Origin of the sequence: Endozoicomonas sp. ISHI1 (assembly GCF_024606225.1) — a bacterium.
Classification (GTDB): domain Bacteria; phylum Pseudomonadota; class Gammaproteobacteria; order Pseudomonadales; family Endozoicomonadaceae; genus Endozoicomonas_A.
Genome location: NZ_JAGRPU010000002.1, coordinates 1 through 19,193, shown reverse-complemented (window position 1 = coordinate 19,193; position 19,193 = coordinate 1). Strand labels below are relative to the sequence as shown.

Annotated in this window: 12 protein-coding genes; 7 read left to right on the top strand and 5 right to left on the bottom strand. The window is 43.0% G+C overall.

What is annotated here, in order from left to right; genetic code table 11:
• Positions 1–317: 317 nt before the first annotated feature.
• Positions 318–1,598: an IS4 family transposase gene (locus KBW69_RS02150; protein ID WP_306674476.1), complete on the top strand. Its 1,281-nt coding sequence runs from the start codon at positions 318–320 to the stop codon at positions 1,596–1,598.
• Positions 1,599–1,813: 215 nt separating this feature from the next.
• Here the strand turns inward: KBW69_RS02150 and KBW69_RS02145 are convergent, their stop codons facing one another.
• Positions 1,814–5,965 carry a hypothetical protein gene (locus KBW69_RS02145; RefSeq protein ID WP_257255123.1) on the bottom strand — a complete coding sequence of 1,384 codons (4,152 nt, stop codon included), beginning with the start codon at positions 5,963–5,965 and terminating at the stop codon, positions 1,814–1,816.
• A gap of 498 nt (positions 5,966–6,463) precedes the next feature.
• Between KBW69_RS02145 and KBW69_RS02140 the strand changes: the two genes are divergently transcribed.
• The 3 genes from KBW69_RS02140 to KBW69_RS02130 all read left to right on the top strand — a co-directional run bounded on the left by KBW69_RS02140 (position 6,464) and on the right by KBW69_RS02130 (position 12,034).
• Entirely contained in the window at positions 6,464–8,332 is a 1,869-nt protein-coding gene (locus KBW69_RS02140; protein WP_257279764.1) for a hypothetical protein, read from the top strand.
• A gap of 275 nt (positions 8,333–8,607) precedes the next feature.
• A complete protein-coding gene (locus KBW69_RS02135) occupies positions 8,608–10,419 on the top strand; it encodes a hypothetical protein (protein WP_257255126.1) in 1,812 nt (603 codons plus the stop codon).
• A gap of 217 nt (positions 10,420–10,636) precedes the next feature.
• Complete coding sequence (locus KBW69_RS02130) at positions 10,637–12,034, top strand: Fic family protein (RefSeq protein WP_257279763.1); 1,398 nt, start codon at positions 10,637–10,639, stop codon at positions 12,032–12,034.
• A gap of 55 nt (positions 12,035–12,089) precedes the next feature.
• Here KBW69_RS02130 and KBW69_RS02125 read toward each other — a convergent pair whose 3' ends face one another.
• Positions 12,090–12,299 carry a hypothetical protein gene (locus KBW69_RS02125; protein ID WP_257255128.1) on the bottom strand — a complete coding sequence of 70 codons (210 nt, stop codon included), beginning with the start codon at positions 12,297–12,299 and terminating at the stop codon, positions 12,090–12,092.
• Between the two features lie 532 nt (positions 12,300–12,831).
• On the opposite strand from KBW69_RS02125, the gene KBW69_RS02120 reads away from it, so the two are divergent.
• Entirely contained in the window at positions 12,832–17,184 is a 4,353-nt protein-coding gene (locus tag KBW69_RS02120) for an autotransporter outer membrane beta-barrel domain-containing protein (protein ID WP_257279762.1), read from the top strand.
• Positions 17,185–17,233: 49 nt separating this feature from the next.
• On the opposite strand, the gene KBW69_RS02115 is transcribed toward KBW69_RS02120, so the two are convergent.
• The 3 genes from KBW69_RS02115 to KBW69_RS02105 form a co-directional block, all read right to left on the bottom strand.
• On the bottom strand, positions 17,234–17,737 hold the full coding sequence (locus KBW69_RS02115) for a DUF29 domain-containing protein (protein ID WP_257255131.1): 504 nt from the start codon (positions 17,735–17,737) through the stop codon (positions 17,234–17,236).
• A gap of 365 nt (positions 17,738–18,102) precedes the next feature.
• Positions 18,103–18,381, bottom strand: coding sequence for a hypothetical protein (locus tag KBW69_RS02110; RefSeq protein ID WP_257279761.1), 279 nt, complete (start codon positions 18,379–18,381; stop codon positions 18,103–18,105).
• A 6-nt stretch (positions 18,382–18,387) separates the two neighbouring features.
• Positions 18,388–18,618, bottom strand: a complete 231-nt coding sequence (locus KBW69_RS02105) for a hypothetical protein (RefSeq protein WP_257255132.1) — start codon at positions 18,616–18,618, stop codon at positions 18,388–18,390.
• A gap of 42 nt (positions 18,619–18,660) precedes the next feature.
• On the opposite strand from KBW69_RS02105, the gene KBW69_RS02100 reads away from it, so the two are divergent.
• Positions 18,661–18,969, top strand: coding sequence for a type II toxin-antitoxin system HicB family antitoxin (locus KBW69_RS02100; protein ID WP_257279760.1), 309 nt, complete (start codon positions 18,661–18,663; stop codon positions 18,967–18,969).
• Positions 18,970–19,010: 41 nt separating this feature from the next.
• Positions 19,011–19,193, top strand: a 183-nt coding sequence (locus KBW69_RS02095; protein ID WP_257279759.1) for a MerR family DNA-binding transcriptional regulator, incomplete at its 3' end; no start/stop codon positions are given.

The window sequence follows — 19,193 nt, the reverse complement described above, 5'->3', positions numbered from 1 at the left end:
AATTGACAACCCTTATGATATCTCAAAAGTGTCTGGATTGAATGCCGATGTCTGATTACCTTTACTCATCACTGTTGCTAGTCAATCATAGTCTGCTTTAAAAATATCTGCTTTCCAATGACTGGTACTGAAGTCTGAGTGAATAACCCCCCATAGGTTACACGACGATTAACAGTTGCTCTTAGGGTAGACATTAAGCTCAAAAAAGCTTCATTTCCAGCGGCAGAACTCACCTTGAACAGCCAAAATAAAGCTTCGCGAAAAGTATCAAGGCTGAACAAGATGAGTACTGCAAATAGTAGACTAGTTGAAAAAAACTGCTGACGTGTTTCGACCGGTCTGAACTCATCAGCATGGCGGAACAGCTTGGTTTTACTATACGACAGCGAGATATCCGCCCCTTGGACTTTATCCTTTCACTGATTGATGCCCTCGCTGGTGATGGAAACTGCGATACTCAAGCCGATCTCCACCGTAACTTTAATGAGTTGACGGGTCTGAATGTCTCCTATCGTTCCTGGGCAAATCAAGCTAAAAAAGACGCGATGCCTGCTCTTGTCCTCTGGCTATGGGTGCAGTGTCTGGAGGTCTTTTCCCGCAAAGTCATGGCGTTTGATGAGGACAGTCCATTTTCAGAGTTTGAGCACATTCTGATTCATGACGGCTCATCGCAAGCTGTCTACGATGCCCTGAAGGAAGCATTTCCCGGCAGGTTCTCAACGGTCAGTCCTGCTGCTGTCGAACTGCGTACGACAATGGATCTTCTTACCAACAATCTGGTGCGCGTGCAGCTCACTGAAGATACCCGTTCAGAAAGAGACTGTCTGCCACCACTGCCAACCTCCATGGCCAATATCCTGATGCTGATCGATGCCGGTTATTTTGAGTTGGAATCCTTTGCTGCCATTGATGACCGGGAGGGTTCTTTTATCTGCAAGGCGCCTCAGAGTATCAACCCGACAATACTCAGCGCAGTACGGGAGGATGGCAAAAATCTCAATCGCTACAAAGGGAAAAAACTTAAGGAAGTGTTGTCTGGCTTCCCTAAAGATCAATGCCTCGACCTTGATGTAGAATGGCCAGGATTCAAAGCCTGGCCATATCGTTTGGTTGTCCGCTGGAATGACAGGAAACTGAAATGGGTATTCGTTGTAACCAACCTTAACCGGGTTGAGTTCACCCTGAGTGAAGTACTTCAGGCCTATCGTCTACGATGGCAAATAGAGCTTATCTTCAAAGAGATCAAGTCCTATTCAGGGTGGCATCGTTTTAACACTAAATCAGCGACACTGGTGTTTAGCCTGATTCTGATGTCCTTCGTGGTTGTGACGTTGAAAAGGTATCTTGCCCATGCTGCGCAGGCGAACCTCTATGAAAGTGGAGCCATTGAAGAAATCTCGACGCATAAGGCGATGAAAAGTGGAACCCGGCTGTTTGGTAATGTCATTTTATCCCTTATGAATGCAGGAAAGTCCCTACTCTCACATACAAGGAAGCTGCTCAACTTCTGGGCAGATAATGCGAAACGTGAACACCCTGCACGAGATGGTTGTTCAGGGCGTACAAGATTAGGTCTTTGTGCTGTGGGTGGGGCTTAATGTCTACCCTAAGAACAGTTGCTTTAATCCGGGAGGTTTTTTGAACTCTCCTAAGCATACGGTTGTGTTTCATAAAACTTTTTGCGAAGGGAGCGTTCATATCACAGAATGTCTGATAAGGTATGCAGCCAGATATATGGAAGCTGGTGAGGCTACTTTATAATCGCGATTACTGCCTTTTGCCAGCTCCCACAGCGTGTGTACAGGGCGTTAACTTACATACTATTCTCTGGCGTGGTTAGGAGTGCTTTAGCACTTGTTTGAATCATTAGGGATAAGGGATTGCGATCCTGTAATGTCACACGTTCAGTATCATTGGTTGAAACTGAAGAATCGGGGTCAAGCTCGTTACTTTTATTATTTCCATCTTTAGAAGGATCTTCAAACGACTCATGTATCTGAATGGTATGTGACAAATCAGCCTCTCTATTCTGGGGCGTTCCAAGTCTTACTGCGGCATCAAAGTGTTCCAGGAGAGCCGCTGAACCAGGGTAATGAATAAGATAATGAGAAGCTTGATGAGGGGCTATTGTAAGGTTTGAGGCGAAGAGTACAGCTTGATCGAAATGTTGGTTTAGCAATAACTGTAAAAGTATTTCCCTTTGACTTTCTGAGAGATCAGGAAATGCATAATTTGGGTTCTGTAACAGAATAGCCAAAAGGTTAGGAGCAAAATTAACCCAGCGATTCAGGTCATAAATCTCATAATTAGACCCGTAGTCACCTTGTGTAATTACCGGAAACCATACACCCTGTGTTGGCACTAGCAAAGCAATTAGTTGCACACTGCCATATTGTTGCAATTTTGCTAACTCCGATTCAGCGAAAGAGGTTGAATCAGTAATTATATTATTATCGAGAATGGCTGGAATCATACCAGAATCGATCCCTAATATTAGCTCAAGCTCTTGTATCAGTTTTTCATGATCAGGATGATCCTCAATCATGGAATAAATTTGACGAAGGTTGTAATTCATGATTTGTCTTACCTTTTGCTGGTTCCATGCGCCTGCTTGTCTTGAACGTTTAATCCTGTTGAATATCTCTGCAATGGACGAGTACATACAGTTACCATCGCCATTAATTCTTATCAGCTCAAAACCGGCGGGGACAGGGTTATAGTAAGAAACGGGAGCAACTAATTGTTTTTTGGGGTATCCCTTTTTCATCTTGTTATATAATTGCCCTACTTGTTTCCTGATGCATCTGTCCTGTTCCATGCATTCCTTGTGAAAAGGTCTTACTAGCGTTTCTTTCGGTTCGCCAGTGGTTTTGTTTGTCCGGCGTCCTTTGCCTCTTATGGGGTTTTTAGTTTCGTAAATTTCACCACAATGGTAACAGGTTTGTCTGAACTGACCATGTCTATTTGGAAAATTAATGAGAAGATTCGGAGTGTTTTTCCTAAATAAAAAGATTAATTCATCTGTTTTCTCTTTGCTGAAAAAACTCGAGTTTTGTTCAGTTTTTTTAAGAAACGCTTGCAGAGAAACTTGCACATCTCTATTTTTTGTACGACTTCCGTATTTTTCTAAAATGCTTAACGTAAACTTATTTAAAAATTGGCTGCTTTCGAAATCCATATCGCTGGAGTAATGTCTCGCGACAGGCAACAAGTGACTCAAAAACAATGGGATAAGATTTTTCTCATCATCAATAATTTTGCGCATGCTCTTGATAATAATGTGAAGGTTTTCTACTTCATTATCATAAAAAGAAAGTTCTAAATTACCTGTATTAATAGGATTAAAAACAATTTTTGTAAAAATAAAATCAGTGATTTGTAATACATTAAAAGCTACAGAAATACCTTTTTTGTTGGCAGCATAGATGTCCTCCAGTCTAAATTGCTCCGGTTTATCAATAAGTTGTTTGACTATTCCAGTACTTGCATCAAATTCGTTGTCTAGAAGAGTTCTGACACATATTTCTATGAGATAATTTATAACAATACGATAAATAATTTCTGCCTTATCTGGACCGCTCATAGTGGATATAACTCTCAGGTTTGGAGCCAGGTATCCAATAAAAAATGACATATCCGTGATAACATTTTTTTCAATATTTCCTTCAATGACGCTTTCAAAAAAAACATTATTTTCTTTGGCGGTTGAATAGTCCTCATGGCTTATAAGGAGCGACATTTCAACTCTTTGTAGCAATAAATCCAAGTGGCTCAGAGTTGGTAACCATTTATCGTCCTGTGGCATTAATAATGATTTGGTAATAATGTTATTACCCATATTTAAAACAGCGGTTTTTTTTAGATTATTCGGAATTTTTAATTTATTGCGTGATAAGTCATACATTGACATTAAAGCGAATTTCTTTTCAACTTCCGACATGTTTTCTCTAACAGTGGGTATCCAAATATTAGCCTGATTATCATACTGAGATCCTCCTCTATAGCGTTCTGTTGTCCTTTGTCTTTTTAGAGGTAAAATGAGTTTATACTGATAAACCATATTATTAGCTTTTGCTAATTTCTTATTTTCAACTATGTGTATTTCCCATTTTATGGGTTTGCCTACTGTGCTTTCGTCAGCTCTCAAGTAATGTGCTAGTTGGAAGTGCTTCTTTGGAATATAAAATTTATCTGAATGGGCTGCAGCAATTTCAAACGCTCGCCTTTCATAATCAGGGACTTTAACAATCAGCGTAAGAATGTTATGCCTTTTCTTGTGTTTGTTTTTTATATTTCCTTCTTTTTTATTTCCTTTCCTTATCCTATTCAGAACCTGTTTAAAATTATGCTCATCCAGCTTTTCATTCTTATAATAAACAACGGGTTCTATATTTAATGGTATTTTAAATTCCGATTTTCGCCTGGCTTCAGAGGTCAGATCATGAAAAGTTCCTATAGAGGTATAATCAAATTCTACAATCTCAGCTTCAGGTTGCATTTCGATAGGAATAAAAGTATCAGTACTTATTGATTCTATATTGTTTTTATCATCGGACTCATCGTCCATTACCAAATAATCAAAAAATGGATCTTCTCCTTCCTTTATTCTTTCTCGAACACTTTCTTCTATCTTAATGTGATCCGTTTCTACATAAACAGACTTGCTGATTTTTTGTACCCGTTCATTTACGTCGATTATTTCTTTTGTAATCACATTCTGTGGGCTTCTTGCATGCAAGTCATGTGAAAGAATTCCTTCTGATCTTATATCGAAGTCAGCTGTCAAACAATTGATTATATTCAAAATATGTTCTTCTACGGTAAAATTGTCTGATCCATAGAGTACACTTTCGGGGCTGTGTGACCAGCAGTATTTATAACCACCGAAGTTGATTCCATAAAAGCAGTTATAACTCTTTGTTGAGAAAAGTTTATTTGTAAAATGGTGGGCTACCTTAGGTGCATATTTAATGAAAACGTTTGGTATTTTGTTGCCAATATTGTCAAAATTAAGCGTTATTTTAAAAAATGCATCTTTCCACCAGCCATAGGGTGCTACAAATTCCAAAGACACTACAAACATGTTGTCGTCATTGATAGTTAATTTAAATTTATCTGGATACTTCTTATTAAGAAAGACTTGAAGTTTATGAGTTGCAATGTAAATCTCTCTGGCTTTAGATGCGCTGTTTCTCTTGGGAGAGGTTGGAGCAGATGTTGATTTATCGAATAAAACTATTTTATCTCCATCCTCAAAGTTTCCTTTCCGGATTATTTTGACATTTTTTAATATAAACTCTCCATTGCGTAGTAGATGTAACTGAAGATTTAGAGGGCTATATGGATTGGATAATCCAGGATTAAAGTCTTTGTTTTTTGCTGCCTTAAAAATAGATGTTTTTCGCTCTAGATAAGCCCGATTTTCATAGAACATACTTATCCAATCCATATCCTTTATGGGCGTTTTTTCTGCTCTTTGTGATAATAATCTATCTACATAGTTTTCAACAACACTGGCTGCCCGATTACTTTTTCTAAGCGTTACTTGATCTACACTTGTTATCGGTATTTGCTCGATAGATTCTACTTTACCATAATGAATCATTGCCTGAACAAGATTAAACGTCCTTAATAGAGTGTAAGGTATGCCAGGCTTGGTAGTATTGTCACTAGCCTTAACCCCCATTTTCTGAGCTATTTCTCTATTTTTACTTTTGAAAAAATTGTTTCTTTTTCGTCTATTAACATCAGCCATCAACGTATTAATGTAAGCTTCACCTTCCCTGTATAAATATTTTTCTTTAAGTTCTTTATCAAGTTCTTCATACTCAGGAAGGGTGAGTTGTTTTAACATGCTTTTTTGTTTTTCGTTTAGTGCAAGAGCACTCTCAGACTTCAGGGTTATCAATAAAACGATAAAATGAATGTTTTTTTTTCTCAATTTAGATAACGCGGTTAACATCATAGCTACCAGTCCTTATAATGTCATACAAGCTTCTATATTGAGCAGTATTGTCCGGGTAAGACCTACCAAACCTTATAACAAGCGAATAGTAGCTTGTTTTAAAACTATCTGCTTTCTAATTGCTGGTACTGATGTTTATTATCACTTGATCATCCTCTTAATCTCTGAATAAACGGCTCTGAATAAGTTAAATATTGTTCTCATGGGCTGTACAAAGAATAATATTGCCGTATAGTTTTGCGCGTTTATCACGCAACCTGTTCTGAGCCAGTGAAAATGGACTAGTAAAAAGGAGCTACTGGTCTACTATATGTGTCTTATTGATGAAACCGGGATACACTCTGATTACCACTCAGTTTTGATCTGGAGCAAGAACGTTTATACGCCAACTGACACCAGAATCCGGTGCTCGTTCCGGCACCTGCTTGATCGCGGTTTAGTGGAGAAGGTTAGATGGTTTACAAGAGGGTCATTATACGTTTTAAGGTGATTATCTTTATGAATTATCTGAAACAAGTGCTTTCGTCCCATGATCGTATTGTATTGAAACTCACTGACAGTTATTCTGCACTCAAGGCCTTTACAACTATTATGCTGTTACTGGCCGTTACCCTTTGTTTTATGACCTCGTTTACCTCTGCTACAGAAGTCGAAATGGATGGAAGGGTAATAAACCTTAAATCTTCCATAGTCAAATGGATGCTTGCACTGAATGATAGTCCATTTGTTGATTATCCCAATGAGCCGAAATTGATTTTAGCAACAATGGTAGAAGAAGGTACGGATGACTTTGCCTGTTTACTGGAATTAAACAGAGAGTTTCTTGGCAATGGATCTTTTAATAATAGTATTCCGGTTGAATTGAATGTACAGACTACCCGGTCCCAGCAAAAAGAATTATACGATGCTTTTCCTGAAGCTGCAGATCTTAAAATTAATTGGATTTTTGAAGATGAAGGACATGAAGACAAATCCTGGCTTCAGATGGAGGTTTCCAGTTTAACTCTATCCCTATCAAACTGGGAGGAAATGAGAGCACCCAGTTCAACCAATTGGCTGGGAATTAGTCAGTATTCTAATATTTATGCCAGAGGTAAAGGCTTCAATGAAAGTTTTATTGATTCTTTATCGTTGGTAGAAAAATTTCACCAAAGAGCTGGATTTTATAGCCCTAAAACCATGTCTTTGAGTCATCGAACCATGAGTTGCATTTCAGACTTTTGGTATGAGGGTGATGATGTGTATCAAAACCTTTCAAATTGCTCCATTAGCACAGAACAACATAAATTCTCTATTGCTACGCCAAGATTTGGTCTGGGTGGACTGCACATTGGGTTGCCTTTTAACTCTGAGCTGATCGCGAAAGTTGACAATTACGAATTATCAAAAGACAAAACATCAACTTCACTGCATAATGATTTTAAGCAATTACTGAACGATAAGCCATGGCTGGTATATGCTCTTACAGATAATAATGATTTGGACACTCAGCCAGAAACTATCCAGCATGTTTCGTATTATATCGCCTATTACCGCGATGAAGCCTTCTTGAAAGAGTATTTGGACATTATCAGAAGAATAGAATCTGGCGAAGTAAAAATTGTTGCACCTCTTAAACGGTCAACTTTTGTAAAGCCAGCCTTTAAGGAAATGCTCAAAGAACTGGGTTTTAGCGAAGTTAATTACAAATCAAACGGACAGTCAAGTGGCTATGTTGACCGCACTGCCCCTGCATATAGAAAAATAACGTTTATCGATCCAGGTTTTATTGCTAACGAGAATGCTTACAATGCTTTGCTTTATTTCTCTAATCCTTTAATTCTCGTTACAGGTAATATTGGTCTGGCCAAAGCCATCACAATGAATAAGATTCCTTTTTACGAATGGCGTTACTTTGAGAGTCACACGAATGAGCATCTCCAATCCTTCTGGCAAGGCACCACCCTTGAGGCGTTTTTCGTAAGTGAGTATCAGCCAGAAAGAAAAGCAGCAGCACTCAATCAATTTAACTTTGACTCAGTGCTTCGTCGTCAGACAAACCAGCGTATTATTAAAGAAAAAAACGCCATGCCTGATCTGCTCGACGTTATATGGTTGGTCCATCGCCCCAATCTTGCGCTCTGGCGTCTTGATAAAAAGGTCAAGGAAAGATTGCGGCTGGGAGAAAAAAGTCAACTATTCGATGAAATCAAACACACAGAAAGTGCTGATATACGGGATGTTTTGGCTGCCAAGGTACTGATTCAGCACATTTTAGATCAGAATACCGGTTATGATTCAGAACAGCTTGACGAGTTAATCAAGCTAATTCAGGATCCAAGGCTCAGGGAGTACCTGATATCACTGATGATCAAACATAAGCCATAGAAACAGTTGACGTTATATCTGTTCAATTAATGCAGGAGCCAGAGCAACGCAGGAACCGTTGCCGCCTGGGGCAGTCTATTCTCAGTCAGGCTGCTAACACTTTGACACTATCCGAAATAAATCGAAGCTGTGAGTGCAGAAGTTTACATGGGTTACACGACGACTATTAATTGTCTTAATAGGATTGTCTTTGTCAATTCTTTGAAGAAAACCGTTGTGCCCAGTAAAACATTATCGTATAGGCCGTTCTCATATCATAAGGAGACTAATAAGGCATGTATCTGAATAATTTTCACAAAGCCTTTAAAGCAATAATGCAGTTGTTCATCGTTATTTTTAATTTTATGACTCCATTTGCCTGCGCTACAGAAGTCGAAATGGATGGCAGGGAAGTAAACCTTGAATCTTCCCTAGTCAAATGGTTACTTGCACTGAACAACAGGCCAACTTATTTTTATCCCCGTGAGCCAAAGTTGATTTTGGCAACAATAGCAGAAGATACAGATGACTTTGCCTGTTTACTGGAAGTAAACAGAGAGTTTCTTCGCAATAGAGCATTTAGTAGTATTCCTGTTGAACTGACTGTACAGAGTACCTGGTCTCAGAAAAAAAAGTTATACCGTGATTTTTCTGAAGCTTCTGATCTGAAAATTAATTGGATTTATAAAGATGAACGACGTGAAGATGAGGCATTCTGGCTTCAGAAGGAGGTGGCTAGCTTTATCCTATCCCTATCAACCTGGGCAGGAATGAGAATCCCCAGAACACTCAATTGGCTGGGAGTTGGTCGGTATGCAAATATTGCTGCCAGAAATGAGGGTGTGGCAAAGAATTTTATTCATTCTTTATGGCTGGTAGAAGACTTTCACCAGAGATCTGGCTTCAGCAACTATGACAGTATGCCTATCAGTCATCGAACCATGAACTACATCTCAGACTTCCTCCGTGAGGGTTATGATTTGTGCCAGAATCTTTCGAACTGCTCCATTAGCACCGAACAACATAAATTCTCTACTGCTACGCCAAGATTTGGTCTGGGTGAACTGCATATTGGCCTGCCTTTTAACTCAGAGCTGATCGACAAAGTTGACCATTACGAATTATCAAAAGACAAAGCATCAACTTCATTGCACAAGGATTTAAAAAAATTACTGCGTGATAAGCCTTGGCTCGGATATGTTCTTACAGGTTATGATGATTTGCATACTCAGGCAGAAAATATTCAGAATGTGTCGTATTATACCGCTTATTACCATGATGAGGCCTTCTTGAAAGAGTATTTGGGCATTATCAGAAGAGTAGAACCCGGCGAAGTAAAAATCATTACTCCCCTCAAAGCATCAACTGTTGCAAAGCCAGCCTTTAAGAAAATGCTCAAAGAACTGGGTTTTAGTCATGTTAGTTACAAGTCAAATGACCAGTCAGGGGGTTATGTTGACGGCACTGCCACAGAACATAGAAAAATAACGTTTATCAACCCTGGCACTATCGCTAACGAAAATGCTTACAATGCTTTGCTCTATTTCTCTAATCCGTTAATTCTCGTTACAGGCAATATCAGCCTGGCCAAAGCCATTACAATGAATAAGATTCCCTTTTATGAGTGGCGCTTTTTTGAAAGTCAGGTCAATGCGGATCTCCAATCCTTCTGGAAAAACACAGGCCTTGAGTCGTTTTTCGTGAGTGAGTATCGGCCAGAAATAAAGGCAGCAGCGCTGAATCAATTTAACTTTGACTCACCGCTTCGTCGCCAGGCAAACAAGCGAATCATTAAGGCTAAAAATGCCATGCCCGATCTGCTCGATGTTATATGGCTGGTTCACCGCCCCAATCATACGCTCTGGAAGCTCGATACACAGGTCAAAAGAAGATGGGTACAGGGAGGAAAAAGTGAATTATTTGAAGAAATCAAACACACAGAAAGTGCCGATATACGCGATATTTTGGCTGCCAAGGTAATAGTTCATAACATCTTATATCAAAATACCGGTTATGATTCAGAACAGCTTGACGCGATATTCAAGTTAATTCAGGATCCAAGGCTAAAGGGCTACCTGCTATCTTTGCTGAACGACATTGAGCCATAATACCAGCCATCTGGAAGTAAGCGGTGTCTGGTTATTCGGGGTTATGCTCGATCAGAAAAAAACTGTCCTTCCACCGAATGAAGAGCAATTCGGATCTTGTGTCTCTCGCTGTTTTTCGTACCACAAGGGCTATAACTTCTTAAAGTCACTTGACTAAATCACCGAGAGACTAATAGTTTGGGAGAGAAATACTTCAAAAACGACAGTGAGTCATCAAATGATACCCTCTTATTTTGCTAATGCGCTCCGGAATATGATTCATCCATTTGACGATATAAGCGATGCGAACCTATATCTGTTTGGTTCGAAAGAGCAGTCACGATTTGTTTTTGGCCGATGTCCTTCTACCGTAAAAAGGGATTTGCCGTCGGATGAATCACAGGTTCCTGATAAACAGTTGTCGGGCAGAAAAATAACCAGATTATCTCCTGATAATGTTGAGCAGAGTGAACGAAGTTTTGAAAAAATCGTTAATGGTTGTAAAGCAGCATTTAATCAGGGACGAGCAACGGAGCTTATTGATAGGCGGGGACATACTTATTACGCATATTTCCTTGCGAGGCTCGACGGATGGCTCAGCAATTTTGAAGCTGTGCCTATGTTTCAGTGGGATAGCTCCAGCACCTTGAGTAAGTGTGAAGACTTACTTAGCTCGATAGAACAGCTGCCAAATTATTTTCATGAAGAGAAGCAGGTTGGGGCCTTTGCACGCAAGGCTTGCGCTCTTGTTCTTTCAGAAATGAGTATTGAAGCCATTCAACAATCTATTATTGATCACGAAAAAGGTGAACAGCGCCTCTCTTTGCGTTTATACCACCTTTTAAAGGGTATTTGTCGCGCTTTTGAGAAGTCCGCTGAAGTTCAGACTATGCTGGATCAAACAGAACCGTTCAAAGGCTTTCCTTTGGATGAGCTGTACAGATTTTTTATTGATGAGGGACACTGGGAAGAATACGGTTTAGGTCTGTTTTGTTATGAGGATGAGCCTGGGTATGCAGCGGCTATGCTAACTGCCTTTAAAGAAGCCGGTAATATTTTGGCTAATAAACCCCTGGATTACAGTAAGCTTGAAGCTATTCATGAGTTGACTACATCCGATGTTATGTCTGCTCGTGCAGATGTGATTATTAAAGACTTCTCCTGGAACGAAGCGGTCGTTGGTTATGTGAGGGGGCAAAACTTCACAAAGAATGGCTTAATTGAAATAACGAAGTTGGCTAACGAGAACAATTTTCCGAGAATAGAAAGACTCGATCGTTATACATACCAGGTTTTCATTGATTTTAAAGGTCAAAAAGGCATTGAGTTATCCATAAAATATTGCCAGGCCTTTGAGAACAAGTTGCAAGAAATAACTGAAACGGACAGCGAGCTGCGACATGACGCAATTATCCACGCTATTGCTGAACTCTGTCGAAATCTTCAACATACCCACCCTTTTAGAGACGGGAATGCCAGAACTATCGGCTGCATTCTGGTCAATGGACTCCTTCTGCGAGAAGGGCTTTCACCCGCCATTATCGATAATGTTAATAAATTTGATGGCTACAGTGTGGATGAGTTGGTTCTGACCATTAAGAATGGGCAGCAGTCCTTTCTGTCTCTTCGGAAGTAATCTGCCCCCCGGGTTTCCTTTTAACTCAGGGTTCAGGGCCTACCTGCTATCTTTGCTAAACGAACATTAAACCAACTGGCCAGTAAAGACTGAAGCCCTGAGCTGTCGGGATATTCAGGGCACTCCTTTGTGCGGCAACGTCCACTCCCCTGACTTTAAGCCATTCGGATATATCGTTGTACCTTATCCGAAGATCCATGGTCTCGTCTTTGAATTCTTCCCTAAGCTCCTCAAACTCCTCTCTGGTCACAACGTTTCCAGACATTGAAAAACCTCTTTACCTTCAGTTTTAATGAACAGGCTTTGAATCGCCCGCTCACTAATGTTGTTGGTAAAAGCTAGCTGCACAGGGTTTTCCAATGGGAAGATAGTCTTAGACGGGGAAATAGTCGTAAACGGAAAGACAGCCATAAACAATCCCTTTCAGAGAAATGCAATACTTTAAGTTTGGCTATTAAACAGCGTACGACACTTTAACGCCAGTTCTTAAATATTAAAACTGTGTCGTTTTTTTGGGTTAAAGACTTATTTTTTTACAATTAAAGGGTATTTCAAAACATTTCTTTGTCTACCTCTAGCCTTTATATCCGTACAGCCCTCGTTCCAACGCTCCAGATTATCAATGGCACCCAAACTCCGCTCAGGATGAACGGGGGGCTGTATGGATATCAAGGCTCAGCTGCACTAGACTGCACCCAGTCCAGTCTTGGTCATTTCTTGAACGCTGAATCCGTTTTTTTCAGCGGTAGTCTTCTCCAGCCTGTCTGCCGCCTTTTATGATCTTTGAAGGTGTATCAATGAGTCATCCCAAGTCTCATGTTTTTTACCCGAAGCATATTTTAACGTTTGTCATCGCTTCTGTGATTTCCGGATGGGCTTTGGGAGATAATACGGGTAGCCGCTTTGACCCGAAACAATGGCCCCCCGGTAAAACCAAAATTGTCGAGGGAGTAGAATCCATCCCGAAAGGCACTACCGTCGTCGTAGGCCCCGCTGATCCCTCTAAACCCGGCCCGATAAACTACATAAAAATGGTGAATGGAACCTTGTACATCGAAGGTTCTGTGACGAGCGAATTGCCCGCTGGCGATAAAGTGAAGACTGAGATTCGTATGATCGATAGCGCTGTAGGCATGAATAATAAAGTCATTAACAAGGGCCAGCTCAGCAGTGCACGAGAGAAGACCGGCAACGCTGCAGACGTCATTATGGCCCTAACCAAATACGGCGATACTATCAGCAACCAGGGCACAGTCACTGTTCAGGGGGTCAAGAGACAAACTGCACCCATACCCTCTCACATAGCCTTTCAGGCTGCGCGCAAAATGAACGCTGCCGCAAATGAGGTCAATGGCACCTTTAATATTTTAAGCGCCCCCGCCATTGGCTTTTTCATTATCAACGGTTTGGGTACCAACAGCGGCATTCTTAACCTATCCAGCCAGTCCTCAAGCGACCAACCATCCTATGGAATGAAAGCCAGCAATGAAAATATCAGCAAACCCGGAGTGGACCAGGGGAATGCAGAGATCGTCAATGATGGCACTATCAACATTAGCGGCAAAAACAATTACGGTATGACGGCCACCATCAATACCAGTAACCCCCCTGCGGACAATTTCTTCTCCAGTGCGACCAACCAGGGCACCATCCACGTTACTGGCGACGGTAACGTTGCCATGAGCACAGACACCCAACAAGCGAAAGTCAACAACAGTGGTCATATATTTACCCAGGATAATGCCGTTGGCATCAAAATCTCAGGTAATGGCCAGTTAGTGCATGAGGGTTCCGTAAGCGGTACTGGTACCGGATTGCTTTACTTGGGTAACTTTCCAAATGGCGTTGTCATCGAACCCGGATACATCGTTGGGGGATCGACTGCCATTAAGATGGAGCAAACCGGCCAAACCCCGCTGTTTGTGCATGGAGGAACCATCACAGGAAACATCGAAAGTGTGGGTGGCAAAGACAATACTCTTTATATTGCGCCTCCCCCTAAAAAAGATGTTTCTGATAAAAATACGACAGTATCCATAAAGGGTAATATTTCCGGTTTTGCCACCGTTGAGATTGGCGGAACTGACTGGCTCGCTGACGGCTGGATTATAGATACATCGCTCATTAATGCGGTAAACGCCAGTATCGATACAATTTCTACTCAAAGCCCCTCGGCCAGTCCTGAATCACTCTATCTGTCGTTCAGTCAACCCACATCGGAGGATCGCCAGCTTACCGTACACAGCTTGCCTGAGAGCACCATCAAGACGATTGACCTATCTTCCAAAAACTACCGGCCACCGCTACAGCTGTTAATGGAAGGGGGTGAAACCGGCACCGTCAAGGGCCGTTCTGACCTGAACGACACACTGGTATTGAATACGGGTTCAGTTACAACAGCGGTTGATACTATCTCTACCATCACTGTAACCAGTGGCAGTGCTGACGCCTGGTCAGTGGCAGTGCCGGTCATGAATCCCAATTACGTCAATATAGAGAAGGGTGCGCAGATCAACAGTATCAATGCAAGCTCCAGCGGCAGCAGTGGCCGTGGCGCGTTAAATCTGGCATTCAACAGCGACTTTACCGAAAACGGCTTCGTTGAAGTGGATAACTTTGGAACATTAGGGAGTCTGGATTTCTCGGGTGACGCTCAACGCCCTTCACTGCACTTTGTTCAATCCGGTGGTGATGCTGGCCTTCTAAAAACACGCCCTGGAATGAACGACACTCTTGTCATGGTTTCAGGCACAGTCAAGGAACTGAGTGGCTTTGATAACCTGATTATCCGGGGAGATAAATGGGGCTCTACGAAAATCGATAACCCTGGCACTCTCAGCATTGCCAGAGGCGGTGTCGTTACCAGAATCACCGATGACATGGCGGCTAAAAAAGAAACGGGTCAGCTGATAGTAGACTTCACCAGACCTTCCTTAAATCAGTCAGCCTTTGCTATCAATAATGAAGGGGGTGAAATCCATGGAATTGACCTCTCAAAACCAGACTCCACACGTCCGCAGCTCTTCCTGAACCATCTCGATGGCACCACCGGCAACATTACAGGTCAACCAGGCAACGGCGATCGTCTGCTTCTCAGCGGCGGCAAAATCACTGAATCAGTCAGTGGCATAGACGACATCTGGATCACAGGCAAACAATGGGAAACTATTTCAATACAGAACCCATCAAGCATCACGGTAACTGAAAGCGGTACAGCCAGCCTGGTGACCACCAAAGACGTAGCCAGCGATAAGCTAACATTGCCGCTTAAATTCACTCAGTCAGCAGTACCTGTCAAGAACGTGTCATTAAACGCCCATGGCACAATAGCAAAGATGACGTTTGATGACACCGGTCACCGCCCACCCATTAACATGACCCAGAAGGTTGGCACCATTGGCAGCATCCAGAGCCTGGTGGGTAAAGGTGACACCCTGGATGTTCAGAACGGTACCGTAGGGGGCGACATTATCGGGCTGGGCTCCGTGACCTTCAGTGGTCCGGTGGCTCAATTCGGCGGTCAGCGGATTGAGACTATGACAACGGTGAGCATTTCAGGCAAACTGATCCTGACCTCAAACCAGAAAGTGTCGGCCACCCCCGTCGTCCACATTAGCAAAGGCGGTACTTTATACGCGAAGGTATCTTCTGCAGCTCAACCGTCCGGACGTGACACGGCATTGGAAGTGACAGGTGTTTATAAGCAAGAGGGCACACTGGAAGTGACTCTGGATGAGCAGACTGACCCAAAAGCGCCTTACGTCAAAGCCACCGAAATTGAAATCGGCCCTGAAGCCGTTGTTTTACTGAATAATCAACCGAATTTCAGTGAGAGCGCCGAATATATTTTGATGCAATCATCCGACAGCGACATTAACGCAATGCCCTCCTTGCTAACGACTTCACCAAGCCCTTACAACACTTACTCCCTTCGCCTGGCGGCCAGACAGCTGTTCGTTGTCAGCTACCACCATACAGCAACATTCGTGGGTGATCTTGCCCGATCCGGCGGTGCCAACGATTCAGCCTTGAAAGCGATTAACGTAGCAATCAATCGAAAAACAACTGACAAGCTGACCACCGGCCCAACCAGGGACAGTGACCCACTAAACCGCTGGGTTCTGGACCAGCTCAAGGCGGTCAATCACAACCCTGCCGAAGTCGCCAAAATTGCCGGACAGATGACGCCTGACCTGTCCGGTGCTTCCATCAGCTCTGCCATCGCTTCAATCAGGCAGTCCCGCGCGGCCATTGGCGCACGACAGTCTGGCCTTCGCACCGGTATTGCTGCCGGTGATACAGTGACTTCCGACCACCTCTGGTTGCAGTACGCCAACATGGATGCTATCCAGGATAAAAAAGACGGGTATTTCGGTTATGAGGCCAAAACCCAAGGCTTCACGCTGGGTATCGATTCTGACCTGAATGAACGACTGACGCTAGGTGTCGCCTATACCTATTCAAAGGCTGATGTTAAAGGAACCCATGGCTCAACCAGCAGGATCGATGCCGAAGGCCATACCTTCAGCGTCTACTCCAACTTTAAGCAAGGCTCACTGTTTGTCGATGGTCGTATAGGTTATAGCTGGGGTGAAAATGACGGTAAGCGCTACGTTGGGAAAAGTGAGATCGAGGCCAAATATGACGTCAACTCATGGGATATCGGTCTGCTGACTGGCTGTCAACGCCCCTTGGGCCAGTCAGGAGAATGGAGCTGGATACCTCAGCTAGCCTTCAACTATGCCAACATCAAGCCGGACGATTACCGGGAAAAGCGGGGAACCGGTTGGTTTGACATCCTGGGGTTTGACAGGGTCAAAAACGACAGTTACGAAATACTGGAACTGGGAGCCGGCCTGAAACTGTTGGGTGATATCGCCACAGCCAGTACGACCGTCAAACCTGAAGTCAGCCTGATGGCCTACCACGACTTCAAGGACGACCCGGTGACCATGACCGCGCACTTTGCCCAGGGTGGCGACGCTTTCCTGGTGAACGGCGCCAAACGTGAACAAAACCGTTACCAGTTCGATGCCGCGGTTAACCTGGAAAGCCACAGCAACCTGACCTTTACCCTGAGCTATCACTATGACTGGATGGACAGCTACAAGGCTCATGGGTTTATTGCCAGGGTTAGCTATGGGTTCTGAGTCAGGCGCAATTTATGCATTCCCACGCAGAGCGTGGGAACGAGCTAAATTACTCATAGAGATTTACTCCGTTCAGCGGATACCAATCTTCAGTCATCATTTGATCGTAAGACCATGGGCAAGTATCTGGGAAGCTACTTTCATCAAGCCTTTGATTGGCATTAACATAAAGGTTCATAGCTTTTATAGCTTTCTTTTTTGCTTTAAAGTAAGAATCTTCTAAAACATCTTCGATTCTTGGTGCTAAGCTGTGGTTTTTTTCCACTAATTCAACTATCCCATCCCTTGCATTAAATACACTTTCAGCCCAACCTTTAATAACTCGTTTAGTGGCTACACTGTCTCTCAACACCGTTGTCTGGTAATCCATTTTAAGCAGATGGAGTATGAGATTAACCAAAAAACTTTCTAACTCTCGAAGGTCTTGCTTAATACTCAACTCCAGCTCCTCCAACAGATTTTCAAGGTCTAGTTGGTCAAAATTATGATTTCTAAGCAAAGCTACTTGATTAGTCAGCCACTGGTGATAATCAGTTTCGTATAAATTACTCATAAATGTTCACTCCATTAAACGGATACCATTCTTCAGCCATCAACCGCTCCCTCCCAGTCGCGCTCCAGGCGCTTGGTGGGATACCCCCCATCCCTGGGGATAAGTCGGCCAGCAGGTCTGAGCCTTCAATTTTGTTTGAGGTTTGAGGATAGCAGTTGAAGAGGCGGGTGCAAATTGTTCGCCTTTTCCCCAACGCTCACGATCACCACTCTTAATGACAGCCGCTTGAGGTGGTTTGGAGCCCGCCTCCGACGACCGACTCCGCCATCTTTCCCATAGCTTCCACACACTCAGGCTAATCATCCCTTATCATTCTGATTGTGTGTACGGCACACCGTTCCCATGCTCTGAGGCTGTCGCAAAACTCAGGTTCCGCTCCCGTCATTCTTGGCTTCACTCCCGTCATTCCCGCGAAGGCGGGAATCCACACTGACTAACCACCAGAACCGTACTGCCCGTTTACCCCTCGGCCTTGTCATCACCGAGAAGGTAGAGTCCCACTGTTGGCACTGGATTCCCGCCTTCGCGGGAATGACGACCTCGGAGCATGGGAACCAGAGTTTTGCGAAACCCTCCGGAGCGTGGGAGCGATCTGAAAAGGGAATGCTGGCGTAGACAAGAATATTAGTATCAATCAGCTTCATCGAGCATTAAACCAGGTCATCAAGATAGCTACGATCAGACGGATCAAAACCTTCGGCAGGTTTGCTATTTTTTGCCACATACCACTGGAAAAGCACATTCCTTGGTTTATTCTGCTGTGTGGCAATAGCCATGCGAATAAGCTGGTTTGCCAACTGGCTCACGGTTGTGCGCTCTCTGGCGGCTTGCTCCTTGAGCTGGGCAAGCAAACCCGGTTCCAGATCCACTGTCGTTCTCATGTTTTAAACCCATTTTCTTTTTTAGTGTGATACATCACGAATATGATGAAACACAGAGGTTACATTGCCAAAGTTGAGTACGATAACGAAGATCGCATCTTTCTCGGTCATCTTGCTGGCATAAAAGATATTGTTGGTTTTCATGGCTCTTCCGTCGATGAACTGGAAACTGCATTTCATGAGGCAGTTGATGAATATATCGCCATCAGTGAGAAAACGGGCCGTCCAGTTCAAAGGCCATACTCAGGCAATCTCATGCTACGGATCAGTCCTGAAGTTCACGCTGCTGCTGCCACTGCTGCTGAAGCCAAAGGCAAAAGTCTTAACCAGTGGGTTAAAAACAGTTCGTAATAATCTATTATAATCTAAAACTATCTAATACAATCTCAAGAATGGATAAGAGATTAGTGAAGATAGGTGAGGCAGCTCGTTTACTTGGTACAGACCCAGTAACACTACGAAAATGGGAAAGTACAGGTGAGCTGCTTCCTGCCAGAAAGACCAAAGGCGGAACTCGTTACTACGACGTGTCTGAATTGATGGGCCTCAGTAACGAAGTTGCGACTACGCTTTGC